At 70.0% G+C, this 26,662-nt stretch carries 24 protein-coding genes, 1 tRNA gene and 1 pseudogene; 11 read left to right on the top strand and 15 right to left on the bottom strand.

The features are described 5' to 3' along the window. Window positions 1-201: 201 nt before the first annotated feature. Window positions 202-2,130 (top strand): hypothetical protein, encoded by a 1,929-nt coding sequence (locus tag PSH03_RS02675; protein ID WP_238688143.1) that lies wholly within the window; start codon window positions 202-204, stop codon window positions 2,128-2,130. 8 nt (window positions 2,131-2,138) lie between these two features. On the opposite strand, the gene coaE is transcribed toward PSH03_RS02675, so the two are convergent. Continuing rightward, window positions 2,139-3,320 (bottom strand): dephospho-CoA kinase, encoded by a 1,182-nt coding sequence (gene coaE, locus PSH03_RS02670; RefSeq protein ID WP_238688142.1) that lies wholly within the window; start codon window positions 3,318-3,320, stop codon window positions 2,139-2,141. 250 nt (window positions 3,321-3,570) lie between these two features. Next, window positions 3,571-5,082, bottom strand: a complete 1,512-nt coding sequence (gene rpsA / locus PSH03_RS02665; protein WP_091407939.1) for a 30S ribosomal protein S1 — start codon at window positions 5,080-5,082, stop codon at window positions 3,571-3,573. Window positions 5,083-5,514: 432 nt separating this feature from the next. Here rpsA and PSH03_RS02660 point away from each other — a divergent pair, with 432 nt between their 5' ends. From PSH03_RS02660 to PSH03_RS02640, 5 genes and pseudogenes are all read left to right on the top strand, one after another. Then, entirely contained in the window at window positions 5,515-6,321 is an 807-nt protein-coding gene (locus PSH03_RS02660; RefSeq protein ID WP_238688141.1) for a class I SAM-dependent methyltransferase, read from the top strand. 57 nt (window positions 6,322-6,378) lie between these two features. Next, on the top strand, window positions 6,379-6,525 hold the full coding sequence (locus PSH03_RS02655) for a hypothetical protein (RefSeq protein WP_238688140.1): 147 nt from the start codon (window positions 6,379-6,381) through the stop codon (window positions 6,523-6,525). A 15-nt stretch (window positions 6,526-6,540) separates the two neighbouring features. Then, window positions 6,541-6,981 (top strand): annotated as a pseudogene (locus PSH03_RS02650) (Uma2 family endonuclease); the annotation flags it as partial. Between the two features lie 36 nt (window positions 6,982-7,017). Beyond that, a complete protein-coding gene (locus tag PSH03_RS02645; protein ID WP_238688138.1) occupies window positions 7,018-7,236 on the top strand; it encodes a hypervirulence associated TUDOR domain-containing protein in 219 nt (72 codons plus the stop codon). Beyond that, the gene (locus PSH03_RS02640) at window positions 7,223-7,570 is read left to right on the top strand and encodes a DUF3140 domain-containing protein (RefSeq protein ID WP_030489062.1); all 348 of its coding nucleotides are present in this window, start codon (window positions 7,223-7,225) and stop codon (window positions 7,568-7,570) included. Before PSH03_RS02645 ends, PSH03_RS02640 begins: the two co-directional genes overlap by 14 nt. 105 nt (window positions 7,571-7,675) lie before the next feature. Here the strand turns inward: PSH03_RS02640 and polA are convergent, their stop codons facing one another. From polA to PSH03_RS02585, 11 genes are all read right to left on the bottom strand, one after another. Continuing rightward, window positions 7,676-10,375, bottom strand: a complete 2,700-nt coding sequence (gene polA / locus PSH03_RS02635; RefSeq protein WP_238688137.1) for a DNA polymerase I — start codon at window positions 10,373-10,375, stop codon at window positions 7,676-7,678. Between the two features lie 90 nt (window positions 10,376-10,465). Continuing rightward, window positions 10,466-11,272, bottom strand: coding sequence for an amino acid ABC transporter ATP-binding protein (locus PSH03_RS02630; RefSeq protein WP_282102895.1), 807 nt, complete (start codon window positions 11,270-11,272; stop codon window positions 10,466-10,468). Further along, window positions 11,272-12,249: an amino acid ABC transporter permease gene (locus PSH03_RS02625; protein ID WP_210785913.1), complete on the bottom strand. Its 978-nt coding sequence runs from the start codon at window positions 12,247-12,249 to the stop codon at window positions 11,272-11,274. The genes PSH03_RS02630 and PSH03_RS02625 overlap by 1 nt, the downstream gene beginning before the upstream one ends. A 3-nt stretch (window positions 12,250-12,252) precedes the next feature. Continuing rightward, a complete protein-coding gene (locus tag PSH03_RS02620; protein ID WP_210785914.1) occupies window positions 12,253-13,164 on the bottom strand; it encodes an ABC transporter substrate-binding protein in 912 nt (303 codons plus the stop codon). A 37-nt stretch (window positions 13,165-13,201) separates the two neighbouring features. Continuing rightward, entirely contained in the window at window positions 13,202-13,912 is a 711-nt protein-coding gene (locus PSH03_RS02615; protein ID WP_091407914.1) for an ABC transporter ATP-binding protein, read from the bottom strand. Continuing rightward, window positions 13,902-14,693: an ABC transporter ATP-binding protein gene (locus tag PSH03_RS02610; protein ID WP_210785926.1), complete on the bottom strand. Its 792-nt coding sequence runs from the start codon at window positions 14,691-14,693 to the stop codon at window positions 13,902-13,904. Before PSH03_RS02610 ends, PSH03_RS02615 begins: the two co-directional genes overlap by 11 nt. Before the next feature lie 46 nt (window positions 14,694-14,739). Continuing rightward, window positions 14,740-15,849 (bottom strand): branched-chain amino acid ABC transporter permease, encoded by a 1,110-nt coding sequence (locus PSH03_RS02605; protein ID WP_091407909.1) that lies wholly within the window; start codon window positions 15,847-15,849, stop codon window positions 14,740-14,742. Beyond that, a complete protein-coding gene (locus tag PSH03_RS02600; protein WP_210785915.1) occupies window positions 15,846-16,796 on the bottom strand; it encodes a branched-chain amino acid ABC transporter permease in 951 nt (316 codons plus the stop codon). The genes PSH03_RS02605 and PSH03_RS02600 overlap by 4 nt, the downstream gene beginning before the upstream one ends. Before the next feature lie 109 nt (window positions 16,797-16,905). Next, a complete protein-coding gene (locus tag PSH03_RS02595) occupies window positions 16,906-18,066 on the bottom strand; it encodes a branched-chain amino acid ABC transporter substrate-binding protein (RefSeq protein ID WP_210785916.1) in 1,161 nt (386 codons plus the stop codon). A 257-nt stretch (window positions 18,067-18,323) separates the two neighbouring features. Beyond that, window positions 18,324-19,493: a Kelch repeat-containing protein gene (locus tag PSH03_RS02590; RefSeq protein WP_238688136.1), complete on the bottom strand. Its 1,170-nt coding sequence runs from the start codon at window positions 19,491-19,493 to the stop codon at window positions 18,324-18,326. 13 nt (window positions 19,494-19,506) lie between these two features. Beyond that, on the bottom strand, window positions 19,507-20,127 hold the full coding sequence (locus PSH03_RS02585) for an ANTAR domain-containing response regulator (RefSeq protein ID WP_112582684.1): 621 nt from the start codon (window positions 20,125-20,127) through the stop codon (window positions 19,507-19,509). 105 nt (window positions 20,128-20,232) lie between these two features. Between PSH03_RS02585 and PSH03_RS02580 the strand changes: the two genes are divergently transcribed. The 3 genes from PSH03_RS02580 (at window position 20,233) to PSH03_RS02570 (ending at window position 21,832) form a co-directional block, all read left to right on the top strand. Further along, window positions 20,233-20,309, top strand: a tRNA-Leu gene (locus PSH03_RS02580). A 517-nt stretch (window positions 20,310-20,826) separates the two neighbouring features. Further along, the gene (locus tag PSH03_RS02575; RefSeq protein WP_238688135.1) at window positions 20,827-21,090 is read left to right on the top strand and encodes a hypothetical protein; all 264 of its coding nucleotides are present in this window, start codon (window positions 20,827-20,829) and stop codon (window positions 21,088-21,090) included. Between the two features lie 91 nt (window positions 21,091-21,181). Then, window positions 21,182-21,832 (top strand): NAD-dependent epimerase/dehydratase family protein, encoded by a 651-nt coding sequence (locus tag PSH03_RS02570; protein ID WP_238688134.1) that lies wholly within the window; start codon window positions 21,182-21,184, stop codon window positions 21,830-21,832. A gap of 3 nt (window positions 21,833-21,835) precedes the next feature. Here PSH03_RS02570 and PSH03_RS02565 read toward each other — a convergent pair whose 3' ends face one another. Further along, window positions 21,836-23,014: a trans-sulfuration enzyme family protein gene (locus PSH03_RS02565; protein ID WP_238688133.1), complete on the bottom strand. Its 1,179-nt coding sequence runs from the start codon at window positions 23,012-23,014 to the stop codon at window positions 21,836-21,838. A gap of 83 nt (window positions 23,015-23,097) precedes the next feature. Here PSH03_RS02565 and PSH03_RS02560 point away from each other — a divergent pair, with 83 nt between their 5' ends. Then, a complete protein-coding gene (locus PSH03_RS02560) occupies window positions 23,098-23,577 on the top strand; it encodes an Lrp/AsnC family transcriptional regulator (RefSeq protein WP_210785920.1) in 480 nt (159 codons plus the stop codon). A 72-nt stretch (window positions 23,578-23,649) separates the two neighbouring features. Then, window positions 23,650-24,660 (top strand): LLM class flavin-dependent oxidoreductase, encoded by a 1,011-nt coding sequence (locus PSH03_RS02555; RefSeq protein WP_307850653.1) that lies wholly within the window; start codon window positions 23,650-23,652, stop codon window positions 24,658-24,660. 200 nt (window positions 24,661-24,860) lie between these two features. On the opposite strand, the gene PSH03_RS02550 is transcribed toward PSH03_RS02555, so the two are convergent. Further along, on the bottom strand, window positions 24,861-26,662 hold a 1,802-nt coding region (locus PSH03_RS02550), incomplete at its 5' end, for a rhamnogalacturonan lyase (protein ID WP_305076066.1).

Below are 26,662 nucleotides of genomic sequence, written 5' to 3'. Positions count from 1 at the left end.
CAACGGTACGCCGGAGGTCCGACAGGAACGGCCGTCACGCCAGGTACGTGATCGGCTTCAATATTCCCATTGTGTGGCCCATGTCACCGGGACTACCCTCTTCATGTAGGCCGCTCGCGGCGGCCGACCGGGCCGGTGGCCAGGCCAACATCACGGCCGGTCACCCCCGGCACTGCGGTCGCAGCACCCGGCTCGTCCGGCGTGCGCACCCGTGTGGTCGCGCTCGAGGCGCAGACCGGCCGCCGCGAGCGCCCCTGCTCGTCACCCCGGCGCCTCCCCGCCCGTTTCATCTCCGTGGACACCTCTCCGACCCCGGCACCCGACACCGCCCGCACCGCCATGCCCCGACCGGAGGCCGGAAGCCCCGGCAGCGGCCCGGCCAACGGCAGCGGGCGGCACCGCACCGGCTCGACCGGCGGTGCCACGGCGGCCGGCCGAACCAACGACACCAAGAACACGTCCAAGGCCGGCCGAGCCAACGACACCGGAGGCAGGTCCACAGCCGGGCGGTCCGCCGGCGGCGCGCGCCGAGCCACCGCCGGCGGCAAGATCGGCGACACGCGGCGGGCCGCCGCCGAGCGAAGCCTCACGGAGAACCGCGAGACCTCCCGCCCAGGCGACACCCCGGACACCGCCGACACCACCGGGGCCGTCGACACCACCGCGCCACCCTCGGCCGGCCGTCGTCGGCGTACGGTGCTGCTGTTGCTCGGTCTGACGGCGGTGACGTCTGCGACGGCGCTGGTGCTCGGGCTGTTGAGCTGGGCGCCCGACCCGCCCGAGCCGGCCCGGCCGCTGACCCTGACGGAGGGCGAGCGGCTGGCCGCCGTGCGGGTCACCAACCTGCGGGACCTGCGCGCCGGCGTACGGGTCACGGCCGGCACCGGCGCCGCCCGCATCGAACTGGTGGGCTGGGTGGACTGGTCCCGGTCACTGCTCTACCTCGACGTGGGCGGGCCGGGAGCGGGCGCCGAACGCGGGCTGTTGCAGAAGAGCGGTCCGGTGCTGGTGATCCGGCCCGATCCGGCGGCGGTGCCCACACCCGCCGCTCCACCACTGATGCCCCCGACGGACCGGTGGCGGCTGCACCGACTGGCACCCGGGGCGCACCTGGCACCGGTGCTCGACCTGCTCCTCGATCTCGCCGCCGACCGTCCCGACACCCCGACCCGGACGGCACCGTCCGACGGGGCGCGCTGGATCGCCCGCGAGGCCGTCCCGGCCGGCCCACTGGACGTGATACAGGCACCACTGCCCACCGGGGCGGCGCCAGCCGCCGGCACGGCCATCGGCACACCCAGCGCCGCGACGCCCGCCCCGGACCGGCAGACCCGGTACTGGCTCGATCAGGACGCCCGGCTGCACAAGCTGGTGACCCTGCTGCCCGGCGCCGGCCCGGTCACGATGATCTTCAACCGCGCGGACCGGCCGACACTACGGCCGGTCGACGCACTCGGTGGCCGCCCCGGTCTGCCCCGCGCGCTGACCGACGCCGAGCAACGTCGGCTCGACCGGCTGCCGGCGCGGCTGCGCGCCCACGGCGGTGCCACTGTGACGCTGACCGCACCGGTGGGCACTGACACGAACCTGCGGGGCGCCGGCTGGTTGAGCTGGACCGCGCGCACCGCGTACCTCGCGGTCGCCGACCTGGGCGTACCGGATCGCCGGACCCTGCTGCGCCGCGACGCCGCCGGTCTGGCCCGGGCGGACCTGCGGGCTGCCGATGCCGGCGGCGGCACCGCGGAGGCGCCGGTCCGGCCGCCGCTGCCGCCCCCGGCCGGGGGATGGCGGGTCTCCCGGCCCGCCCGAGACGACCTGAGCGTGCTGGTCGACGCCGCAATCGCCGCCGGGTCGGTCGGGCAGCGCGGCGCGGCAGTGCGGGTACGCGAGGACGTTGCCGCCGGACGGACCGTGGACGTCATCGAGTCGGGTCCGGCCGACGCGCGGCTGCGTTACTGGCTCGACCGGGACGGGTCGCTCCGCCGGCTCGAGTTGCAGACCGACGCCGGCGCGTGGGCGCACCTGGATCTCCAGCCCGCCGTCGTGCCCCGACCGGCTGCCAACCCTCGGCCCGCCGCCCCTCGACCTTCGACCCCTCGGTCTCCGAGCCCTCGATCTGGTGCCCGCTGACCGACGCCTCAGGGGCGCCAGCCGGTCTGCGCGGCCCACTGCTCGGCCCGCAGGTACTCCTCGTCGAACCACGGGTTGCGAGCCGTGCCGGAATCGCCGGCCTCCGGCGCCGCGTCGACCAGATCCCGCTTGAGCAGCAGGTACGCGGCCCGCTGATCCGGGTCGGCACGCAGGTGGTCACGCATCAGCAACGCGTACCGCCAACCCGGCGAATCCGCCACCCGCACGTGCAGACGAACCGGGCGGGCCGGGTCCGCACTCCCGTGCAACCGCTTCTCCCACCGGCCCCTACCGGCCGGGCGCGGGTCGTCCCACCACTGCCCCGGCACCCGCGGAAACCCGGCGCTCGCCAGCCGATCGGCAAGCGGCCCGTCGGCGTCGGTGAGGCTGGCGACGGCCACCTGCACGTCGATGACGTTCTGGGCGGCCAGGCCGGGCACCGCCGTCGAACCGATGTGATCGATCCGGAGGGCATCCGAGCCGAGCGCGTGCTGGATCCGGGCGGCCAGCCGCGCGTACTGCTCCGGCCAACTCGCGTCGACCCCGGCCACCGCGGCCGCGTCCGGCGGGACCACCCGCCGCTGACGCAGGTTGTCCTCGTAGGGCACCAACCGCTGCTTCCAGAGCCTGTCGACGGCGTCGTGCAGCGCCGTCAGACTCCCGTCGTTTGTCAGCACCACGTCCGCCGCCGCCCGGCGGCGGGCGTCGTCGGCCTGGGCGGCGATCCTCCGCTCCGCCTCCGCGCGACCCATCCCCCGGTCGCGCGCCAGCCGCTCCAGTCGGGTCGTCACTGCCGTCTGCACCACGACCACCAGGTGGTACGTCGGCGCGAGACCCACCTCGACCAGCAGCGGTACGTCGTTGACGACTATCGCGTCGGGTGCCGCCGCGGCGGCCAGCTCCGCGGTGCGGGCCCGGACCCGGGGGTGGGTGATCGCCTCCAGCCGACGGCGGGCGGTCTCGTCGGCGAACACCACCGCTCCCAGTGCGGCACGGTCCAGTGCGCCGTCGGCGCCCACCACCGCGTCGGAGAAGGCGGCGACGATCTCGGCCAGCCCGTCCGTACCCGGCGCCACCACCTCCCGGGCCACCCGGTCGGCGTCGATCAGCACCGCGCCCCGCTCGACGAGCCGCGCGGCCACCGCGCTCTTGCCTGACCCGATCCCGCCGGTCAACCCCACCCTCAGCACCCGAACAGTCAACCGGATCGACAAGCCCGCCGCCAAACCCACCCATCGCCCGCGTGCCCGCAGGATCGTGGTTGATCCAGGATGTAGTGGTGTGCGGTGCCCGGAAGGCCCCTACATCCTGGATCGAGCACGATCCAGCCGGTCGGTGCCCACCGCCGAGGGTGCCGCGCGGCTGGCGGCGGGTACGGCGAGGGCCCCGCCCCCAGCGATCCGGAGATCGCGGGGACGGGGCCCGTCGTCGTTCAGCGGGTCACTTACCGCCGGCGAGCTTCTCCCGCAGTGCGGCGAGCGCCTCGTCGGTGGCCAGCGTGCCGGCCGGCTCCTCGGCCTGCCGGCTCGGGGCCGGGCTGGACGAGGAGGTGGTGCCACCGCCACCGCCACCGGCTGCGGCCGGAACGGCCGGAGTCGGGTTGGCGGCAGCCTCGGCGTCGGCAGCCCGAGAGGTCTGCACCTGCTTGGTGTGGGCCTCCCAGCGCAGACGAGCCTCGGCGTACTGGTTCTCCCAGGTCTCGCGCTGCTTGTCGTACCCCTCGAGCCACTCGCCCGTCTCCGGGTCGAAGCCCTCGGGGTAGATGTAGTTGCCCTCGGTGTCGTACGTCGCGGCCATGCCGTAGAGGGTGGGGTCGAAGTGCTCCTCGCCCTCGACGAAGCCCTCGTTGGCCTGCTTGAGCGACAGCGAGATCCGGCGGCGCTCCAGGTCGATGTCGATGACCTTGACCATGACCTCGGAGCCAACCTGGACGACCTGCTCCGGGATCTCCACGTGGCGCTCGGCCAGCTCGGAGATGTGGACCAGGCCCTCGATGCCGTCGTCCACGCGGACGAACGCACCGAACGGAACCAGCTTGGTGACCTTACCCGGCACGATCTGCTGGATCGCGTGGGTGCGGGCGAACTGCCGCCACGGGTCTTCCTGGGTCGCCTTCAGCGACAGCGAGACCCGCTCGCGGTCCAGGTCGACGTCCAGGACCTCGACCTCGACCTCCTGGCCCACCTCGACGACCTCGGACGGGTGGTCGATGTGCTTCCAGGACAGCTCGGAGACGTGCACCAGACCGTCGACGCCGCCCAGGTCCACGAAGGCGCCGAAGTTGACGATCGAGGACACGACGCCCTTGCGGACCTGGCCCTTCTGCAGCTTGTTGAGGAACTCGGTGCGCACCTCGGACTGCGTCTGCTCGAGCCAGGCCCGGCGGGACAGGACCACGTTGTTGCGGTTCTTGTCCAGCTCGATGATCTTGGCCTCGAGCTCCCGCCCGACGTACGGCTGCAGGTCGCGCACACGACGCATCTCGACCAGGGACGCGGGCAGGAAGCCGCGCAGCCCGATGTCGAGGATGAGGCCGCCCTTGACCACCTCGATGACCGAACCGCGGACGACGCCGTCCTCGTCCTTGATCTTCTCGATCGTGCCCCAGGCCCGCTCGTACTGTGCCCGCTTCTTGGAGAGGATCAGACGACCCTCCTTGTCCTCCTTCTGGAGGACCAGGGCCTCGATGTGGTCGCCAACCGTCACAACCTCGGCGGGGTCCACGTCGTGCTTGATCGACAACTCCCGAGAGGGGATGACACCCTCGGTCTTGTAGCCGATGTCGAGCAGGACCTCGTCCCGATCGACCTTGACGACGGTGCCTTCGACAATGTCGCCGTCGTTGAAGTACTTGATGGTCTCGTCGATCGCGGCGAGGAATGCCTCCTCGGAACCGAGATCGTCGTGGGTGACCCGGGTGGCGCTCGAGGGGGCCTCGATGCTGCTCGTCATGTGGGCGGTTGCTCCGGTCGGTGGGTTGTCACAGCAGGCTGGTGTGTCGCAGTGACCTGTTCGCGCCAGCGGATCCGTCGCCGGGCACACCGAACGATCGCCTAGTGAGATCATGATGTGGCTCCGTCGACCGCGCACCTGCTCCCTGCCGAGGCAACGCGATCCGCGAGCGCATCGTCTAGCCTACCGTGCGCATTACCACAGCGTGCAAGCCCTCCCGGGTTCTCTTCGTGCGATGACCTGCGAAAGCCGAACAATCGCCCGGAAAGCACCCCTGCTGTATCCCGCGTCACAGCAGTCCCTCCCGCCCCGCCGGCTCGGACAGCGCGACGTCACCGGAGACGAGTCGATCAAGCCCGCCGCGCGAGGAGTCGCGCAGATCGTGGACGCGCCGCCGTACCCAATGGGGTGGGTGGGGCCTAGCGTGAGCGCGTGGATGACGACAGCCGGGTTACCCGGCGCCGGGTGGGTGACGCCGAGGCCCGGCGCGCCAACCGCGGCTGGTGGGACACCGACGCCGACGACTACCAGGCCGAACACGGCGCGTTCCTCGGCGACGTGGACTTCGTGTGGTGCCCCGAGGGCCTGCGCGAGGCCGACGTCCGGCTGCTCGGCGACGTGTCGGGGCGGCGGGTGCTGGAGGTGGGCGCCGGCGCCGCGGCCGCCGCCCGCTGGCTCGCCACCCAGGGCGCCCGGCCGGTCGCCTTCGACCTGTCCGCCGGCATGTTGCGCCACGCCGCCGAGGCCGCCGACCGCACCGGGGTACGCATACCGCTGGTGCAGGCCGACGCGCTCGCCCTGCCGTTCGCCGACCGGTCGTTCGACGTCGCCTGCACCGCGTTCGGCGCGATCCCGTTCGTGGACGACTCGGCGGCGCTGCTCGCCGAGGTGCACCGGGTGCTGCGCCCGGGCGGCCGATGGGTGTTCTCGGTGACCCACCCGATGCGGTGGATCTTCCTCGACGACCCCGGCGAGGGCGGCCTGACGGCCGTGCACTCGTACTTCGACCGCTCCCCGTACGTGGAGCAGGACGAGAGCGGCGTGGCCACCTACGTCGAGCAGCACCGCACCCTCGGCGACCGGATCCGCGAGCTGGTCGGCGCCGGGTTCCGGCTGTTGGACCTGGTGGAGCCGGAGTGGCCGGAGGGACACGAGGGGGTCTGGGGGCAGTGGAGCCCGCTGCGCGGACGGCTCTTCCCCGGCACCGCCATCTTCGTCACCGAGAAGCCCGCCGACTGAGCGCGCCGCACCCGTTGTCCGACGTGTGCCCCATCGATCGCCGGTAGGCTCGTGCCCATGAGCGCCGAGCCCGTCCCGACATCACCTGGCCCCTGGTGTCCGGATCCGATGCGGCAGCAGCGTGCCGACTACACGCTCGAGGACCTGCTCACCCTGCCGGACGACGCCCCCGCGTCGAACTCGTCGACGGAGTTATCCAGGTGACACCCTCCCTCACCCTGGGGCCATCAAGACATCTCGCTGTTGCTAGCGCACTGGCTGCTGCAACATGTGCCGGCTGACCTCCGGGTCGTCCAGGCCGTCGGAGTCGGACTGAGTCCCAACACCAGCCGACAGCCGGACGTGCTCCTACGGCGGGCCGGCGTGGCGCCATCCCGGTCCACTCTGCGGCCGTCGGACGTCGTGCTCGCCGTGGAGATCGTCTCGCCCGGCACGCGACGGATCGACCGGTTCGCGAAGCCGGGTGAGTACGCCGCCGCCGGCATCCCGTTCTACTGGCGGATCGAGCAGGACCCGGTGCACGTGTACGCGTACCGGATCGGCGACCAGGTGGGGCCGGGCGGTGAGCGGCAGTACGAGCTGGTCGCCGACGGCGCCGACGTGATCGAGTTGGCCGAGCCGTTCGACATCAAGCTGCCGATCGCCGAGATCACCCCGTAGTCGTTTCGCACTGGCCGCCCCGGGTAGCCGAGGACCATGGCCGAACAGCGATTCCACAAGGGCGACCATGTCTCCTGGTCGGCCCACGGCAGCCGCGCGTACGGCGTGGTGCGGGGGACGATCACCGAGCGGACGCGGATCCGCGGGCGGGCCGTGAACGCGGACCCCGACGACCCGCAGTACCGGGTCCGCAGTGTCGGCACGGGCCGCGACGTGGCCCACCGCCCCGAGGCGCTGCGCCATGAGCAGAAGTGACGACGGCCGGGACACCTACCGGGAGTTCACCGAAGCGGTGAACATGAAGCCCGGTGAGCTGTCCACGTGGCTGGAGACCGACGAGTCGAAGCAGGTCGGCTGGCACAAGGGCGGTCGTGCTGGTGGTGGCGAGTCCGTCGGGCACGAATCCGGGCGGAAGATCATCAACCTGCTCCGTCGCAAACGCGGTGACCTGTCCGAGGGCGACTACAAGCACATGCGCAAGGTCGTCGGCTACGTACGCCGGCACATGGCGCAGCGTCCCTCCGGCAACGTCCGCGACACCAAGTGGCGCTGGTCCCTCATGAACTGGGGCCACGACCCCCTGAAGTAGCCGGCGCAGCCCGACGACCCTGATCCACCACCCCGGCGGCCGCGACCAGGACGACCCGGTCAGGGGTTCCGGGGCAGCCCCGGAACCCCCACACCGCAACCAAGATCAGTGATCGGCGCTGTTCCAGTCCCGGCCCAGACCGACCGACACCTCCAGCGGCACCGACAGCGGGTAGGCCCCGCCCATCTCCCCCCGGACCAGGGCCTCCAACGACTCCCGCTCACCCGGGGCGACCTCGAAGACCAACTCGTCGTGCACCTGCAACAGCATCCGTGAACGCAGCCCGGCCTCGCGCAGCGCGGTGTCGACGTGCAGCATCGCCACCTTGATGATGTCGGCGGCGGAGCCCTGGATGGGCGCGTTGAGCGCCATCCGCTCCGCGATGTCGCGGCGCTGCCGGTTGTCGCTGACCAGGTCGGGCAGGTAGCGGCGTCGGCCGAGGATGGTGGAGGTGTAACCGTCCTGGCGGGCGCGGGCGACCACCTGCTGGAGGTAGTCGCGCACCCCACCGAAGCCGGCGAAGTAGTTCTCCATCAGCCCGCGCGCCTCTTCGGTGCTGATGCTGAGCTGTTGGGACAGGCCGAAGGCGCTCAGGCCGTACGCCAGGCCGTAGTTCATGGCCTTGATCTTGCGGCGCTGGTCGGGGGTGACCTCGTCGAGCGGCACCCCGAAGACCGACGAGGCGGTGGCGGCGTGGAAGTCGGCGCCGGAGTTGAACGCGTCGATCAGCGCGTCGTCCGAGCTGAGGTGCGCCATGATGCGCATCTCGATCTGGCTGTAGTCGGCGGTGAGCAGACACTCGTAGCCGTCTCCCACCACGAAGGCCCGACGGATCCGACGGCCCTCCTCGGTGCGGATCGGGATGTTCTGCAGGTTGGGCTCGGTGGAGGAGAGCCGGCCGGTGGCCGCCACGGTCTGGTTGAAGGTGGTGTGGATCCGACCGTCGTCGGAGACCGACTTCAGCAGCCCGTCGACTGTCGACTTGAGCTTGGCCACGTCCCGGTGACGCAGCAGGTGGGCCAGCACCGGGTGCGGCTGCTGCGCGTAGAGCCACTGCAGGGCGTCGGCGTCGGTGGTGTAGCCCGTCTTGATCTTCTTGGTCTTGGGCAGACCCAGCTCGGTGAAGAGGATCTCCTGCAACTGCTTGGGCGAGCCGAGGTTGAACTCCCTACCCACCGCCTCGTACGCGCCCTGCGCGGCGGCCTTCACCTCGGCGGCGAAGTGGGCCTCCAGCTCGGAGAGATAGTGGGTGTCGGCGGCGATACCGGTGCTCTCCATGGTGGCCAGCACCCGCATCAGCGGCAGCTCCACGCCGGCCATCAGCCGGGCGGACTGCTCGCCGTCGCGGGACAGCTCGGCGTCGATCGCGTCGGCCAGGTCGAGGGTGGCCCGGGCCTGGAGCATCAGGTTCTGCTCGACCACCCCTTCGTCGCCGAGACCGTCGAGGGTGAGCTGACCGGACTCCGGGACGTCCACCCGCAGCTCCCGGTGCAGGTAGCGCAGCGCCAGGTCGGTCAGGTCGTAGGACCGCTGGTCGGGGCGGGCCAGGTACGCGGCGATCTGGGTGTCCCGGACGATGCCGGCGAGCCGCCAGCCGTGCGCGGCGCAGGCCAGCACGGCCGGCTTGCTGTCGTGCAGCACCTTGGGGCGCTGCTCGTCGGCCAACCAGCTGGCCAGGGCGCCCTCGTCGGTCGGGTCGAGCCTTGCCGGGTCGACCCAGGCCGCCGCGCCGCCGGCGGTGGCCAGCGCGAGACCGGTGATCGAGGCGGTGTGCCGGCGGTTGGGGCCGGTGTCGAGTTTGACCGCCAACCCGACCGGGGTGCCGGTCGGAACGTGCGTGGTCAGCCACCCGGCCAGCGCGCCGGGCTCGGTGAGCACCTCGCCGGTGAGGTCGAAGCCGGACTCGGCCTCCGGCTCGACCGCCTCCAGGTACTGGTAGAGACGGTCGCGCAGGATGCGGAACTCCAGGGTGTCGAAGACCTGGTGCACCGCCTCCCGGTCCCAACCCGTCCAGCGGCTGTCCTCCGGGCGCAGCGGCAGCTCCAGGTCGGAGACGAGGCAGTTGATCTCGTAGTTGCGGATCACGTCGGCGAGCCGCTCCCGCAGGCTGTCGCCGGCCTTGCCCTTGATCTCGTCGGCCCGGGCGATCACGCCCTCCACCCCGCCGTACGTGGTGATCCACTTGGCGGCGGTCTTCGGGCCGACGCCCGGGATGCCGGGCAGGTTGTCACTGGTCTCGCCGACCAGCGCGGCGAGGTCCCGGTACTGCTGTGGCGGCACGCCGTACTTCGCCTCGATCGCCGCCGGGTCCATCCGGGCCAGGTCGGAGACGCCCTTACGTGGGTAGAGGACGGTGATCTGATCGTCGACCAGCTGGAACGCGTCGCGGTCACCGCTGCTGATCAGCACCGACATGCCCTGGTCGCGGGCCTGGCAGGCGAGCGTGGCGATGACGTCGTCGGCCTCGAAGCCCTCTTTCTCCACCACCGGGATCTGCAGCGCGGCCAGGACTTCCTTGACCAGGCTGACCTGGCCCTTGAAGTCGGTCGGGGTCTCGCTGCGGCCGGCCTTGTACTCCGCGTACTTGTCGGTGCGGAAGGAGTGGCGGGAGACGTCGAAGGCCACGACGATGTGGGTGGGCTGCTCGTCGCGCAGCACGTTGATCAGCATCGAGGTGAAGCCGTACACCGCGTTGGTCGGCTGCCCCGTCGTGGTGGAGAAGTTTTCCACAGGCAGGGCGAAGAACGCCCGGTATGCCATGGAATGTCCGTCAACGAGAAGCAGGCGCGGTGTCGTAGCTGTCACGGCAGCGACTCTAGCCCGCCGCTACGACAGGACGGGACACCGGCACGACGCCCGGCGCGGCCGTTCCGAACGGCCGCGCCGAGTACCGGCTCAGAGCACCTTGGCCAGGAACGCCTTCGTCCGGTCGTGCCGGGGGTTGGCGATCACCTCGCGCGGCGCGCCGGACTCCACCACCACGCCGTCGTCCATGAAGACCAGCGAGTCGCCGACCTCCCGGGCGAAGCCGATCTCATGGGTCACCACGATCATCGTCATGCCGTCGCGGGCCAGGTCCTTCATCACGTCGAGCACCTCGCCGACCAGCTCCGGGTCCAGCGCACTGGTGGGCTCGTCGAAGAGCATCAGCTTCGGCTGCATCGCCAACGCCCGGGCGATGGCCACCCGCTGCTGCTGCCCGCCGGAGAGCTGCCCAGGGTAGTTGCCCAGCTTGTCGCCGAGCCCGACCCGCTCGAGCAGCGCGGCAGCCCTTTCCCGGGCGGCGGCCTTGCGCTCCCGGCCCACCAGCACCGGCGCCTCGGCGACGTTCTGCAGGGCGGTCATGTGCGGAAAGAGGTTGAACCGCTGGAACACCATGCCGATCGCGCGGCGCTGGGCGGCGATCTCCTTCTCCCGCATCTCGTGCAGCTTGCCGCCGCGCTCCCGGTAGCCGATCAGGTCGCCGTCCACCCGGATCCGGCCGGCGTTGATCTTCTCCAGGTGGTTGATGCAGCGCAGGAACGTCGACTTGCCCGAGCCGGAGGGCCCGAGCAGACAGCAGACCTCGCCGCTGCGGACCTCGAGGTCGATGCCCTTGAGCACCTCCACCGACCCGAACGACTTGTGCACCTGCTCGGCGCGGACCATCACGCCGTCGCCGGCCGTTCCCGCGGCCCCCGCCGGTGTCGTCACCTGCGTCATCACCGACCCGCCTCGCTCGCGCTACCGCCGGCCTCAGCGGTGATCCCGCGCAGTCTGATCTTCGCTTGGCCGCTCTTGCCGAACCCCTTGGAGAAGTGCCGCTCCAGGTAGTACTGCCCGACGAGCAGCACGCTGGTCAGCAGCAAGTACCACAGGCAGGCCGCCACGTACATCGGGAAGACCTGGAAGGTCCGGTTACCCACGGCCTTGAGCTGGAAGAACAGCTCGGTGGAGACCGGCACGAAGGCCACCAGCGAGGTGTCCTTGAGCATCGCGATGGTCTCGTTGCCGGTCGGCGGGATGATCACCCGCATCGCCTGCGGCAGCACGATGCGGCGCAGGATCTGGGTACGGCTCAGGCCCAACGCCTGCGCCGCCTCGGTCTGTCCCTCGTCCACCGACTGGATCCCGGCCCGCACGATCTCGGCCATGTACGCCGCCTCGGAGAGCCCGAGCGCCAGCATGCCGGCGACGAATCCCGTGAGGATCTCCAGCGCGGAGAAGCCGAACAGACGTGCCTCGAAGTCGTCGACGCCGAAGAGCGCGCCGATCTGCCGATCGAACGGGAGCCCGAACTCGATCCGGGCCCAGAGGATGCCGAGGTTGCCGAAGAGGATCGCCAGCACCAGCCGGGGCACCGCCCGGAAGAACCAGGTGTACGCCCAGGAGACGCCCCGCAGGATCGGGTTCTCCGACAACCGCATGATGGCGACGACAACGCCGAGACTGACGCCGATCAGCATCGCGAGCACTGTCAGCGCGAGAGTGCCGCGCAGACCCTCCATGATCGGCGGCCGGAACATCTCGTCGACCATGAACGCCCAGTTGAACGCCTTGTTCGTCACCAGCAGGTGGACGAACATGGCCACCAGCACCCCGATCACGGCGACCGCGACCCAACGCCCGGGATGCCGGACGGGCACGGCCTGGATGGGTTCCGGCCGTGCCCGTTCGGTTGTGTCCGTTTCCGACGACATGCGTCAGCTGGCGGGGTTCAGCGCCGAGGAGGTGATGGCGCCGCCCTCGACGCCCCACTTCTTCAACGCGGTCTGGTACGAGCCGTCAGCGATGACCGCCTGGACGGCCTCCTTGAGCACCTCGGCGAAGGCGCTCTGGTCCTTCTTCACGGCGTAGCCGTACGGGGCGGACTCGTAGATCTCGCCGACCAGCTCCAGCGAGCCGTTGCTCTGCTTCACCGCGTACGCCCCGACCGGCGAGTCGGCCAGCATGGCGTCGTTCTTGCCGCTGAACACGGCGGCCGTGGCGTCGCTCTGCGACTGGTACTGGTCGATGCTGATCGCCGGCTTGCCGCCGGTGGTGCACTTCTTCGACCGGGCGGTGATGTCGTCGACCTGCACGGTGCCGGTCTGCACGGCGATCTTCTTGCCGCAGGCGTTCTCAGTGTCGATCTTGGCCGCGTTGCCGGCCTTGGTCACCCACTGGGTGCCGGCGGAGAAGTAGCTCACCATGTTGACGCTCTTGAGCCGCTCGGCGTTGATCGTGAACGACGACACGCCGACCTCGTACTTGGCGGAGTCGACACCGGGCAGGATCGCGTCGAAGGGCGCCGACTCGTACTCGGCCTTGAGACCGAGCTTCTGCGCCACCGCGTTGAACAGCTCGACGTCGAAACCGACCACCGTCTTACCGTCGGCGTCGAGGAACTCCGCCGGGGCGTACGTCGAGTCGGTGCCGACCTTGATCACACCGTCGGCCTTGATGGCGTCGGGCACCTTCCCGGCCAGCGCCGAGTCGGCCGCCGCCGTGACGGTCGGACCGGCACCGGGCGAGCCGCTGTTCTCCTTCTCCCCACACGCCGTCAGCGAGAGGGCGATCAGCGCCGCACTGGCGGCACCGAGCGCCGCCCGGCGGGCACCGTTGGTATTGAACATGTCTCTGCACTCCTTGCGTGAGGGGTGTGACGGCCGCTCAGGCCACGCCGAGGTATGCCTCTTTGACCGCCGGGTCGTGCAGCAGCTCGGCGCCGGTTCCGGTCTTGACGATCTTGCCGGTCTCGAGCACGTACGCCCGGTGCGCTCGGGCCAGCGCCTGCTGCGCGTTCTGCTCCACCAGCAGGACCGTGGTGCCCTGCTCGTTGATCTCCTTGATGATGTCGAAGATCTGCTGGATCAGCATCGGCGCCAACCCCATCGAGGGCTCGTCGAGCAACAGCAGCTTGGGCCGGCTCATCAACGCCCTACCGACCGCCAGCATCTGCTGCTCGCCGCCGGAAAGGGTACCTCCGGCCTGCTTACGTCGCTCCGCCAGCCTGGGGAAGAGGTCGAGCACCCGGGCCAGGTCCTCGGCGATCCCGGCGCGGTCGCGCCGGGTGTACGCCCCCATGTCCAGATTCTCGAGCACCGACATGCCGGGGAAGATCCCCCGACCCTCGGGCGCCTGGCAGAGCCCCCGCCGGACCCGCAGATCCGCCCGGAGCTTGGAGATGTCCTCACCCTCGAAGCGGATGCTGCCGGTCGCGATCGGCCGAATCCCGGAGATCGCCCGCATGGTGGTCGACTTCCCGGCGCCGTTGGCGCCGATCAGTGCGACGATCTCACCCTCGGCCACGGTCAGGCTGATGCCGTGCAACGCCTGGATCCGCCCGTAGAGCAGGCTCACATCGTCGATCTCAAGCAACATCGTCCGGCACCCCCAGGTACGCCGCGACCACCTTCGGGTTGTCCCGCACCTCGGCGGGAAGCCCTTCGGCGATCTTCTTTCCGAACTCCAGCACGACGATCCGGTCAGTGACGCCCATGACCAGGCGCATGTCGTGCTCGATCAGCAGCACGGTCACGCCGGTGTCCCGGACCTGCCGGATGAGCTGGAGCAGCTCCTCCTTCTCCGCCGGGTTGAAGCCGGCGGCCGGCTCGTCCAGGCAGAGCAGCACCGGATCGGTGGCCAGCGCCCGGGCGATCTCCAACCGCCGCTGCTCCCCGTAGGAGAGGTTGCGGGCGAACTCGTGCAGCCGGTGCCGGATGCCGACGAACTCCAGCAGCCGCTCGGCCTTCTCCCGTCCCTCACGCTCCTCGCGCCGGTGCCGAGGCAACCGGAACAGAGCGGAGACCACGCTGGTCTTGTGGTGCGCGTCCGCGCCGACCTGGACGTTCTCCAGGGCGGTCATCTCCGGGAACAGGCGGATGTTCTGGAACGTCCGGGCCATACCCATCTGGGTGATCTGGTGGCGCTTCTTCCCGCTGATCTTGCCGCCACGGAACCGGATCTCACCGCTGGTGGGCTGGTAGATGCCGGTCATCGCGTTGAAGCAGGTGGTCTTGCCAGCGCCGTTCGGGCCGATCAGCCCGAGAATCTCCCCCTTGTAAAGGGTGAAGTTGACGTTGTCGAGCGCGACCACGCCGCCGAAGCGCAGCGTGACGTTGTCGACCTCCAGCAGCGGCTCCCGGTTGGGGACCGCCTCCATCGCCGGCGCGCCGGCCTGCGCCGGAACAGCCGGCGTCTGATCGGTGTCACTCACCGACGATCACCTCCTTGCGACGGTCTTTGAACTCCGCCGCCCGTCGTCGGTTCGGAATCAGGCCCTCCGGCCGGAAGATCATCATCACCACGAGGACCAGACCGAAGATCAGGAACCGGTACTCGTACAGCTCCACGCCGAACAACTCGATGCCGCGGAACCGCTCGATCATGTACGCCACCAGGCCACCACCGACGATCGCGCCGACGATGTTGCCCGAACCACCGAAGATCACCGCCGCCAGGATGATGATCGAGTTGAGCAGCTCGAAGTTCTGCGAGTTGACGAAGTTCTGCTTACCCGCGAAGAGCGCGCCGGCCAGACCGGCGATCGCGGCACCCGAGGCGAACGCCCAGAGCTTGAACTTGAACGTCGGCACACCCATCAGCTGCGCGGCGTCCTCGTCCTCCCGGATCGAGATCCAGGCCCGACCGACCCGACTGTGCGTCAGGTTCCGCACACCGATCACCACCAGGATGATCAGCGTGAGCACCAGCCAGTAGTACGGCCGGGCGTCCAGCACGCCGAAGAACGGCTTGCCGTCGGCGTACTTGCCGGGCGGGTGCGGGATCTGGTTGAAACCCCGCTGGCCCTTGAGGAACTCCGAGCTGACCGCGGCGATCCGGATCATCTCGGCGAAGCCGAGCGTCACGATCGCCAGGTAGTCACCGCGCAGACGCAGCGTCGGCGTACCGAGCATCACACCCGAGAGCATGGTCAACCCGATCGCCAGCGGCACCACGAGCAGCCACGGCCAGAGCGTCTTGAGGTTGCTGCTCGGCGAGGTCAACACCGCGACGGTGTACGCGCCGACGGCGAAGAACCCGAAGTAGCCCAGGTCGAGCAGGCCGGCGAAACCGACCACGATGTTCAACCCGACGGCCAGCAGCACGTAGATCGAGACGGTGAACAGCACCTGCGTGAAGTTCGCACCAGGGGTCGGGATCGGCCCGAGATACTGGTAGAACTCCCTGTTCGGCAGCGCGTAGAAGAACGCGATCACCGCGACCAGCAACGCCCAACGCACCCAGCGCGGCGCGCCGCGCCACCGTTCTCCGGCCGCCTCGCGGCCAGAGCGCACCCTCTCCAGGACGGTCGTCATGCCCGTGCCCTCCCCAGCGATTCGCCCAGCAGACCGGTCGGCCGGAACATCAGCAGCACCACCAACACCGCGAAGGCAGCGAAGTCCTTCCACTGACTGCCGAACAGACCGGCGGCGTAGTTCTCCACCACGCCCAGCAGCAGGCCACCGATCAGCGCCCCGCGCAGGTTGCCGATACCACCCAGCACCGCGGCGGTGAAGGCCTTGAGCCCCAGCAGGAAGCCGACGCTGTAGGTCAGGGTCTGGATCCGCACGTCGTAGAGCAGACCGGCCACACCGGCCATGGCACCACCGGTGATGAAGACCATCAGGATGATCCGGTCCTTGTTCACGCCCATCAGCGCGGCGGTGTTGGCGTCCTGGGCCACGGCCCGGATGCCCCGGCCGGTACGGCTGCGGTTGATGAACAGGTCCAGCAGGACCATCATCAGCAGCGCCGCGCCAATCGTCAGCAGCTGGATCGAGTCGATCGGCACGCCGAAGAGGTGGAACAGCGGCTTGCTGCTCACCAGACTGGGCGCGCCCTCCGGCAGTCGGCGGGTCCAGATGCCGAAGGCCTCGGAGATCGCGATCGAGGCGCCGATCGCGGTGATCAGGAAGGCCAGCGGCGGGGCGTTGCGCTTACGCAACGGCCGGTACGCCACCCGCTCGATCACCGTCGCGGTGCCCGCCGAGGCGATGGCGGCGACGATCATCGCCACCAGCAGGTAGAACAGGATCGATCCAACCCCGCTGACCTGTGAGTTCTGGTCGAGTCCAAAGCCGTTCCAGGTCCAGATCGCCGCGAACGCGCCGGCGATGAAGACCTCGGAGTGAGCGAAGTTGATGAGTCTCAGCACGCCGTAGACCAGCGTGTAGCCGAGCGCGACCAGGGCGTAGATCGCGCCCTGGGTCAGGCCGGTCGTGGTGAGTTCCCCGAAGTTGGAGAACAGTCCATTGAAGTCCAAGGGAGGGACGCTCCATCACGTCTGGAGAGAAAATTGGGGTGCGGCCGGGAGCGAGCAGCTCCCGGCCGCACCCGCGATCACAACTCAATCGCCGAAGCAGCGACCAACATCAGGACTTCGGGATCTCCTGGTCCGGGACAACCTTGCCGCCGGTGACCTTGAAGGCCCAGACCTTGACCTGAGCCGGGTCCAGCTCGCCGGTCTCGGTGAACTTGTAGCTCGCCGCGACACCCTCGCCGCTGTAGCCCTTCACGAACTCCAGCAGGCCCTCACGGGTGGTCTTGCCAGCCTTGATACCGGCCAGCAGGATGTTCGCCGCGTCGTAGGCGGTGTCGCTGTAGGTGCCCGGGTCGGTGCCGGTGAGCGCCTTGAACTCCTGCACGAAGGTGCCACGGGCCTCAGCGGCCGGCTGGCACGGGCAGGTGAGGATGGTGCCCTCGGCCGCCGCCTGACCAGCGGAGGTGATGTACGCACCGTCGTTGACGCCGTCGCCGGCGACCAGCGGCGCGGTGACCCCGGCAGCGGTGAGCTGCTTACGGATCAGGCCGGCCTCCTGGTAGTAACCGCCGTAGAAGATCGCCTTCACGTTGGCGGCCTTGACCTTGGTGATCACGCCGGAGAACTCGGTCTGCTTGCCCTCGCCCTGGACCTTGTCCGAGCCGACAACCGCCGAGCCGAGCACCTTCTTGACCTCGTCGGCCAGGCCGGCACCGTACGCGGACTGGTCGTCGATGACGTAGACCTTGTCGGCCTTCATCACGTTCTTCATGTAGTTGCCGGCCGCCGGGCCCTGGCTGAAGTCGTTGCCGACCGCGCGGAAGAAGGTCTTCCACTTCTGGTCGGCCAGGCTCGGCCGGGTCGCGGACGGGGTGATGGTCACCAGGCCAGCCTCGTTGAACAGCGGGCCGGCAGCCTCGGACTCACCCGAGTAGGCCGGGCCGACGACGCCGAGGATCTTGGTGTCGTCGATCGCCTTCTGCGCCAGACCAGGCGCCTGGTCGGGGCTGCCCTGCGAGTCCAGGGAGGCCAGCTCGACCTTGCAGTCGGCGTTTTCCTTGTTGTACTTGTCGACGGCGAGCTTGACACCGTTGTTCTCGTTGATGCCGAGCGCGGCCGAGCTGCCGGTCAGCGCGCCGAAGAATGCGATCTTGCTGCCGCAGGCGTCACCGCCCCCGCCTGCCGCATCGTCGCCACTGGAGCATGCGGTTCCGCCGGCGACGAGCGCCACCATGGCGACCCCACCGATAACGCGCGCGAGCTTTTGCCTCAAGGCCCGAACCCTCCTCGTCCCATGGTCCGAACCACCCGCTGGCTATTGGCCCTTGCGGGGGCGGACGAACCAGACCGTCGTCGCCGGTCTGGGGCCGGACGTTATCCCACCGTGGAGCTGTGACGTAAGCCCCAAGCGAGCGGGTTGACCGAACCGTTACACGCCGTGGCGGATTCGAAACGATCCCTGTAAGAACCTTCGGTCGTGAAGTCTTTTCACCTTTGTTTCGTCGGCACCGGCCAGCAGGCCTCCGTCAGCTACCGATCGAGGTCTGACACCCCCGCCCACCAGGCACGCGACGTCTTCCCATCGTCGGTCACCAGCAGCAGTCGATCTCCCGTCGAGGTCACCGCGACCGCAGTGTCTCCGCTGTCCGGTACCGGCCGCGGCATGATCATCGCCCGCCACGACTCGCCCATATCGACCGAGAGCCACAGTGCGTGACGGTCCCCTTCCCTCGTCACCGCCACCAACCTCCGCCCGACGGCCACCAGCCCGACCACCGACGCCACACCTGGTCCGGCCGCCCCGAACCCGCCCGCCGGCAGCCAGCCCTGCGTCGTCAGCCGCCAACTGCCGAATCCAGCCCGCACCGGCCCGACCGCCACCGGCACCTCACCAAGCACCGCCACCCGTTGCGCCTGCCCCCGCCCGTCCACCACCGGCAGGGCGGCCCGCCGCCAACTCCGGCCGTCCGCCGAGGACCAGGCCAGCGGCACCAACGCGGTACCCCCCGGCGGCAGCAACGCACCCACCACCAGCCAGCCCGACGGCACGGCGACCGCGTCGTACGCCGCCGTCCGCCCCCGCTCGTCACCGGCCAACTCTGGTGCGCCCTCCACCAGCGCGAACCCGGCCGCGTCCGGGGAGATCCAGACCGCCGCACCGTCGATCCGACTACCGGCGATCAACCAGCCCCGCGGCCCCGCCGCCAACCGGGCCACATTGACCGCGCGCGGCCCGGCGTACCGCTCGAAGGGCGCGTCCACCTCGTGCAACGTGCCGTCCGACGCCTGCCTCCAGGTGCCGGTGCGGGGATTGCCGTGCGCGCCCCCGCTCTTCGCCCCGACCACCGCCAGCCGCCCGTCCCGGCAGGCCGCCGCGGAAAGCACGTGCTGCTTGCCGTAGAACGTCACCGGCGCCGTCGGCACCGGCCCCCAGGAACTGGCGTCCGGGCTGCTCCAGGCGGCCGGGCGGGTCTCCCCGGCCAGATCGACCACGCCGCCGACCACGTACCACCGGTCGGCGCAGGCGGTGGCGTCGCGCAGCACCGGTCGACCCGGCAGACCCGGCGGGTCCGGCAGGACCACCGACTGCCAGGCCGGCCGGACCGGTGGCGGCTGCTCACAGTCGGGACAGGCCGAGGACTCACAGGCGGCCGCCAGCACGGCGAGAACGCCGAGCACTGCCGTCATCCGCCTCGACACGGGTCGATGCCGATCAGGGAGCCGGCAGAGTCACCTCGCCGCCAGCGGTCTCCGCGAGGATCCGCTCGGCAACCTCTTTCATGGTCATCCGGTGGTCCATCGCCGTGCGCTGGATCCACTTGAACGCCTGCGGCTCGGTCATCCCGTACGTGGTCATCAGCGCGCCCTTGGCGCGCTCCACCGACTTACGGATCTCCAGGCGGTCGGTCAGGCTCGCGACCTCCGCCTCCAGGGCCGCGACCTCCGAGTAACGCGACAGCGCGATCTCCACCGCCGGGACCAGGTCGCTCTTCTGGAAGGGCTTCACCAGGTACGCCATCGCGCCCGCCGCCCGCGCCCGCTCCACCAGATCACGCTGGCTGAACGCGGTCAGGATGATCACCGGGGCGATCCGGGCACCGGCGATGCGCTCGGCGGCGGCCAGCCCGTCCATGATCGGCATCTTGATGTCGAGGATGACGAGGTCGGGCTTCAGCTCCTCGGCGAGGCGTACGGCTGTCTCGCCGTCGCCGGCCTCCCCCACCACCTCGTAACCCTCTTCGACCAGCATCTCGGCGAGGTCCAGCCGGATCAGCGCCTCGTCCTCGGCGATCAGTACGCGCCTACGCTCGGCATCCGTCGGCATCTCAGCCACCAGCCCTACCCCCACCAGTCATAAGCCGACACCAACCCGACCGGGTGTCGCCGCCCTCAGCGTAGTAGGTAACCTATGGGAGGCCACCAGAGCATTCGGCCAAGCGTCCCCGTATTCCAACCGGCAGAGAAGCGGAGCTCAAACCTCCGACAGTGTGGGTTCGAATCCCACCGGGGGCACCAAATTGTCGTACGGCTGTTCCAAAATCGTGCTGTGCACCCACCTGAACTGCGCCTACGAGCACGGCGGCAGCACCTCGCCGGCAGCACGGTCGCTGAGGTCGCCCGACGACTGAGACTTCCCTATCCAACCGTTCGCGGCTGGTGCAGGGGGCAGGCTGAGCCACAACAGCAGTGCACCGAGTCTCGCTGCTTCCGCTGCCGGCCCAACGTCAACATTCAGACAGACCCGTCGTCATACCTATACCTGCTTGGCCTCTACCTGGGCGACGGTCATCTCGTCACGTCCACCCGGGTCCCGGTGCTTCGCATCGCCTGCAGCGACAGGTGGCCAGCCTGATCGAGGCCTGTGACGCCGCTATGCGAGCAGTGCTCGCCGCGAGGGTGCAGCGCGTCCAGCAGGTCGGCTGCGTCAGCGTGCAAAGTTCCGGCAAGCACTGGCCGTGCCTGCTCCCTCAGCATGGCCCTGGCAAAAAAACACGAACGCCCGATCATCTTGGCCGACTGGCAGCGCGATCTCGTGACGGCACACCCGGGCGACTTCCTGCGTGGGCTGTTCCACTCCGACGGCTGCCGGTTCGCCAACCGGGTGACGGTGCGTGGCAAGGCGTACGTCTACCCGCGCTACATGTTCGTCAACGAGTCGGCCGACATCATGGGGCTCTGCCAGTGGAGCCTCGACCTGCTCGGCGTCGCCTGGCGGATGAACCGACGCAACTCGTTGTCGGTGGCGCGACGCGACGCCGTCGCCACGCTGGACCGGCACGTCGGCCCCAAGTCCTGACCGGTACCGCGCGGATCACGCCGACCGTGGCAGCCTGGCTGACGCGCGGCCGGAAGGCCGGTGGCGGTGGCGGCGACAGGGGTGCGATCTGATGCGGGTGGTTGTCTTCGGTGCGACCGGGATGGTCGGTCAGGGCGTGTTGCGCGAGTGCCTGCTCGCCGATGACGTGCGGGAGGTGCTGACTGTCGGTCGGCGGCCGACTGGTGTGCGGGATCCGAAGCTGCGGGAGCTGACCGTCGCGGACGTGGGCGAGTTGGACGCGGTGCGGGCCGAGTTGACCGGTGTAGACGCGTGTTTCTACTGCCTGGGGGTGTCCTCGTTGGGTCTGGACGAGGTCGCGTACACGCGGGTCAGCTACGACTACCCGATGGCGGCGGCGCGGTTGTTCGCGCAGGTGAGCCCGCAGGTCACCTTCGTCTACGTCTCGGGTCAGGGGACCGATTCGTCGGGTCGGGGTCGGGTGATGTGGGCGCGGGTCAAGGGGCGTGCCGAGAACGCGATCATGGATCTGCTGCCCAACGGTTTCGCGGCGCGGCCGGGGTTCATCCAGCCGACGTACGGGGCGGTGTCGAAGACGCTGTGGTACCGGTTCGGGTACGCGGTCACCCGTCCGCTGTTTCCGGTGCTGCGTCGGTTGCTGCCGAACCAGGTCACCACCACCGACGGGATCGGTCGGGCGATGTTGCGGGTGGCTCGGCAGGGTTCGCCGGTGCGGGTGTTGGGCAACCGCGAGCTGCGCTGAGGGTCAGGTGATCGTGTCGAGGGCGTGCGCCAGGTCGGCGCGGAGGTCTTCGGGGTCTTCGAGGCCGACCGAGAGTCGCAGCAGGGCGGCGGCGGGTTTGGCGTCGCCCTCGACCGGCCGGTGGGTGAGTGAGGCGGGGTGCTGGATGAGGGTGTCGACGCCGCCGAGGGACACCGCGTGGGTGATGAGGCGGCAGGCGCCGGCGACGGCGGCCGCGGCGGGCGCGCCGCCGTGTACCTCGAAGGCGAGCAGGCTGCCGGGTCCGGACATCTGCCGCCCGACCAGCGCCGCCGGGTCGTGCACGGAGGGGTGGTGCACTCGGTGTACGGCGGGGTGGTCGGCGAGCCAGCCGGCGAGTTTTTCGGCGGTGGCCTGTTGGGCGCGGACCCGCAGCGGCAGGGTTTGCAGGCCGCGGTGCAGCAGGTAGCCGCCGAGGGGGTGCAGGATCGCGCCGGTGACGGCGCGGACCTGGCGTAGCCGTATGGCCCAGGTGTCGTCGCAGGCGACGACGCCGGCGAGGACGTCGCCGTGTCCGCCGATGCTCTTGGTGGCGCTGTGCAGGACGAGGGTGGCGCCGTGGCGGGCGGGTTGTTGCAGTACGGGGGTGGCGACGGTGTTGTCGACCAGCAGTGGGATGTCGCCGGCCGCGGCGGCGAGGGCGGCGATGTCGACCAGGTCGAGGGTGGGGTTGGCGGGTGTCTCGATGATGACCAGTGCGGTGTCGGGGCGGATGGCGGCGGCGACCTCGTCGGGGCGCGTCCAGGTGACTGTGGTGCCGAGCAGGCCGGTGGCGAGGACGTGGTCGGTGCCGCCGTAGAGGGGTCGGACGGCGACGACGTGCCGGCGGTCGTCGCGGGTGGCGGCGAGCAGTGTGGCGGTGAGGGCTGCCATTCCGCTGGCGAAGGCGACGGCTTGGGCGGTGCCTTCCAGTTCGGCGAGGGCGGTTTCGAAGCGGGCGACGGTGGGGTTCCAGAGCCGTTGGTAGACGGCGCCGCCGTCGGCGGGGAGCGTGCCGCCGGTGGCGAGTTGCTCGTACGCGGCGCCGCCGTCGTCGATGGAGGGCAGCGGGTTGGTGGTCGACAGGTCGATGGGTGGTACGTGCACGCCGAGGGTGCGCAGGTCGTCGCGGCCGGCGTGGACGGCCCGGGTGTCCATCGTTGTCATGGCGGTAGCGTCGAACATCTGGCGACTGATGGGCAATGGTTCGGCAGATGATTCTGTGAGTGGGGTTGGTTTCCGTGTTGGGTTCGGGCGAGGATGGCGCAATGCCCTCTGAGCCGAATGATCTGCGGCCGTATTCGGCCCTGGACGAGGTGGATCGCGCGATCCTGACCGAGCTGGCGGCGGACGGCCGGCTGCCGAACAACGCTCTCGCCGAGCGGGTGGGTGTGGCGCCGTCGACGTGCCTGACGCGTACCCGGGCGCTGCGCGAGCGTGGTGCGATCCGTGGCTTTCACGCCGAGGTGGATCCGGCGGCGCTCGGTCTGCCGTTGCAGGCGTTGGTGTCGGTGCGGTTGACAGCGCACGAGCGGGCGGCGGTGGACGCGTTCCGGGCCCGGTCGGTGCGGCTGCCGGGGGTGGTGTCGGTGTTCCACGTGGCCGGCGCGGAGGACTACGTGCTGCACGTGCGGGCGGCGTCCGGCGACGCGTTGCGGGACTTCGTGCTGGACCATCTGGCGGTGGATCCGGTGGTGCAGCACACGCAGACCAGTCTGATCTTCGAGCAGGCGCGTGGGATGGGGTGAGTGGCGGGTGAGGTGGCCGACGAAAACCCGCATGCTGGAACAAAGCCGGTCGGTGACGGGTTGGCTGAGCGTGTGATCACCGTACCGTTGTCTGTTCTTGATCTTGCCCCGGTCGCCAAGGGCACCACCGCCGGCGCGGCGCTGCAGGCCACCACCGAGTTGGCCCGGCGCACCGAGGAGTTGGGCTACCACCGGTTCTGGGTGGCCGAGCACCACAACATGCCGGCGATCGCCAGCTCCGCCCCCGCGGTGCTGCTGGCGCACCTGGCGGCGAACACCTCGACGATCCGGCTGGGGTCGGGCGGGGTGATGTTGCCCAACCACGCGCCGCTGGTGGTGGCCGAGCAGTTCGGCACCCTGGAGGCGCTGCACCCGGGTCGGATCGACCTGGGCATCGGGCGGGCGCCGGGCACCGACCAGGTGACCGCGCTGGCGTTGCGGCGCACCATGGAGGGCCTGTCGGCGGAGGGTTTCCCGCGCGAGCTGACGGACCTGATGAACTACTTCAGCGGGGAGAAGCCGGGGCAGATCATCGCCACGCCGGGCCGCGGTGAGCAGCCGGCCGTGTGGCTGTTGGGCTCCAGCGGTTTCAGCGCCCAGCTCGCCGGCCTGCTCGGTCTGCCGTTCTCCTTCGCGCACCACTTCAGCTCGCAGAACACCCTGCCGGCGTTGGCCCTGTACCGGCAGAACTTCCGGCCGTCGCAGTGGTTGGACAAGCCGTACGCGATGGTGGCGGTCAACGCGGTGTGCGCGGAGACCGACGAGCGGGCCGAATGGTTGGCCGGGCCGAGTGCCCTGTCGTTCCTGAAGTTGCGCTCCGGGCGGCCGGAGCCGCTGTCCACGCCCGACGAGGCGGCGGCCTACCCGTATTCGGAGATCGAGCGGGAGTTCGTCGTGGCGCGCCGTGACGGGCAGGCGATGGGCTCGCCGGATACGGTGCGTCGGCAGCTGACCGACCTGGTGGAGCGCACCGGCGCGGACGAGCTGATGCTGACCACGCTGGTGTACGACGTGCAGGACCGGGTGCGGTCGTACGAATTGATCGCCGAGCAGGTGGCGGGCGGTCTGCGCCGGAGCGCGTGAAACACGATCTTCACGTCAGCGTCACCCCGCCGACCCGGACGGTGCCTAATGTTGGTGCCGGTGGTGGTACGGCATTCCCGGTCGGGACGGGTTGGGAATGCCGCGGTGTGGCGCACCGGGCCGGAGCTGAGCGGATTCCGCGGCTGCGGCCCGGTGCCTGCCACCCTAGGCGACCCCGCTCGGGACCGCCAGGGGTTGCATCAACGTAGGTGGATGTCCGGTGTGGGTGGGGTGCCCATTCCGTTGCCGATGAAGAACCCCGGGTGCGGCGGCTGGTTGTAGGCGGTGTTCTGCCACGCGATCGCCACCCGATACTGCGGGTCGTGCATCAGGGTGTAGATCCGGGTGCTGGTCGGGGTGGGTGTGCTGTAGATGCGCAGCGCCCGACTGTCGGTGGTCCGCCAGATCACCTCCTCGCGCCAGTCGCCCAGGATGTCGCCGGAGAGCGTCGGCGTGGACTTGGTGCCGTTGTTGGACGCCACCTGACTGCCGTCGAGCAGCCGGGTCTCACCGCCGGTGCCGTACTTGTCGATCTTCGTGCCGTCGAGCAGTTCCCGCACCGGGTCGCCGTCCCACCAGGCGAGGAAGTTGGCCGAGGACGGTTTGCGTCCGACGTTCTGCCCCCTGGTGTTGGCCAGCCCGGCGACCGCTGACGACCAGGACTCCGCGCCGGGGCTGCCCGCCCAGATGTCCGCGGAGACGCCCCGGCCGTTGTCGCCGGACGCCGGCGTGGACCAGAGGACCTGACCGGTACGGGCGTCGGCGAAGTAGGAACTGGGCTTGCTGGCGTCCTCGTCGACCTTGAACACCTCCAGGCCGGCGCGGCCCGGGTCCAGGTCCCCCACGTGCATGGCGTCGCCGTGGCCGTTGCCAGTCGAGTGGAGCAGGCGGCCGTTGTCGTCGATGGTGGCGGCCCCGTACACGATCTCCTGGCGACCGTCGGCGTCGACGTCGGCCACGGAGAGTTGGTGGTTGCCCTGACCGGCGGCGGCGCCGTTGCCGGAGGAGTTCGAGTCGAACGTCCAGCGCTTGGTCAGAGTGCCGTTGCGGAAGTCCCAGGCGGCGATGACCGCGCGGGTGTAGTAACCCCGGGCCATGATCAGCGAGGGGCGCTGCCCGTCCAGGTACGCGGTGCCGGCGAGGAAACGGTCCACCCGATTGCCGTACGAGTCGCCCCAGGACGACACGGTGCCGCGCGGCGGATCGTAGTTGACTGTGGAGGCGATCGCGCCGGTCTGCCCGTTGAACATGGTCAGGTACTCCGGGCCGGAGAGCACGTAACCGCTGGAGTTGCGGTGGTCCGCCGACGACGAGCCGATGAGCTGACCGGTGCCGGAGCGGGTGCCGTCGGCGGTCTTCATCGCCACCTCGGCGCGGCCGTCGCCGTCGTAGTCGTACACCTGGAACTGGGTGTAGTGGGCGCCGGCCCGGATGTTGCGGCCCAGGTCGATCCGCCACAACCGGGTGCCGGTGAGTGTGTACGCGTCGACGTAGACGTTGCCGGTGTAGCCGGACTGGGAGTTGTCCTTGGCGTTCGACGGTTCCCACTTGAGCACGATCTCGTAGTTGCCGTCGCCGTTGAGGTCACCGACGGAGGCGTCGCTGGCGCTGTACGAGTAGCTCTCGCCGCTGGGGGTGCTGCCCCCGGCCGGGACCTGCAACGGCACGTCCAGGTAGCCCGCGCCGAACTGCGACGCCGACGCCGACGCCGCCTGCTCGGTGTCGCCCACCACGGCCCGCACGGTGTACGCCGAGCCGGCCGCCGCGCCGCTGTCGAGGTAGTTGGTGGCGCCGGTGATCGGGCTGGCGTTGACCTTGGTGGATCCCCGGTAGAGGTTGAACGCGACCCCGGAGGTTTCGGTGCCGAGCAGGCGCCAGGAGACCAGGTTGCCGTTGCCGGAGCGGACGCTGATCAGCCCTCGGTCCAGCTTTTCCATCTGTACCACGCCGGTCGACGGCGGCGGCGTGGTCGGAGGTGGCGTGGTGGGTGGCGGGGTGGTGG

Origin of the sequence: Micromonospora salmantinae, from assembly GCF_022230905.1 — a bacterium.
Taxonomy (GTDB): domain Bacteria; phylum Actinomycetota; class Actinomycetes; order Mycobacteriales; family Micromonosporaceae; genus Micromonospora; species Micromonospora salmantinae.
This window is presented reverse-complemented; position numbering and strand designations above follow the sequence as displayed.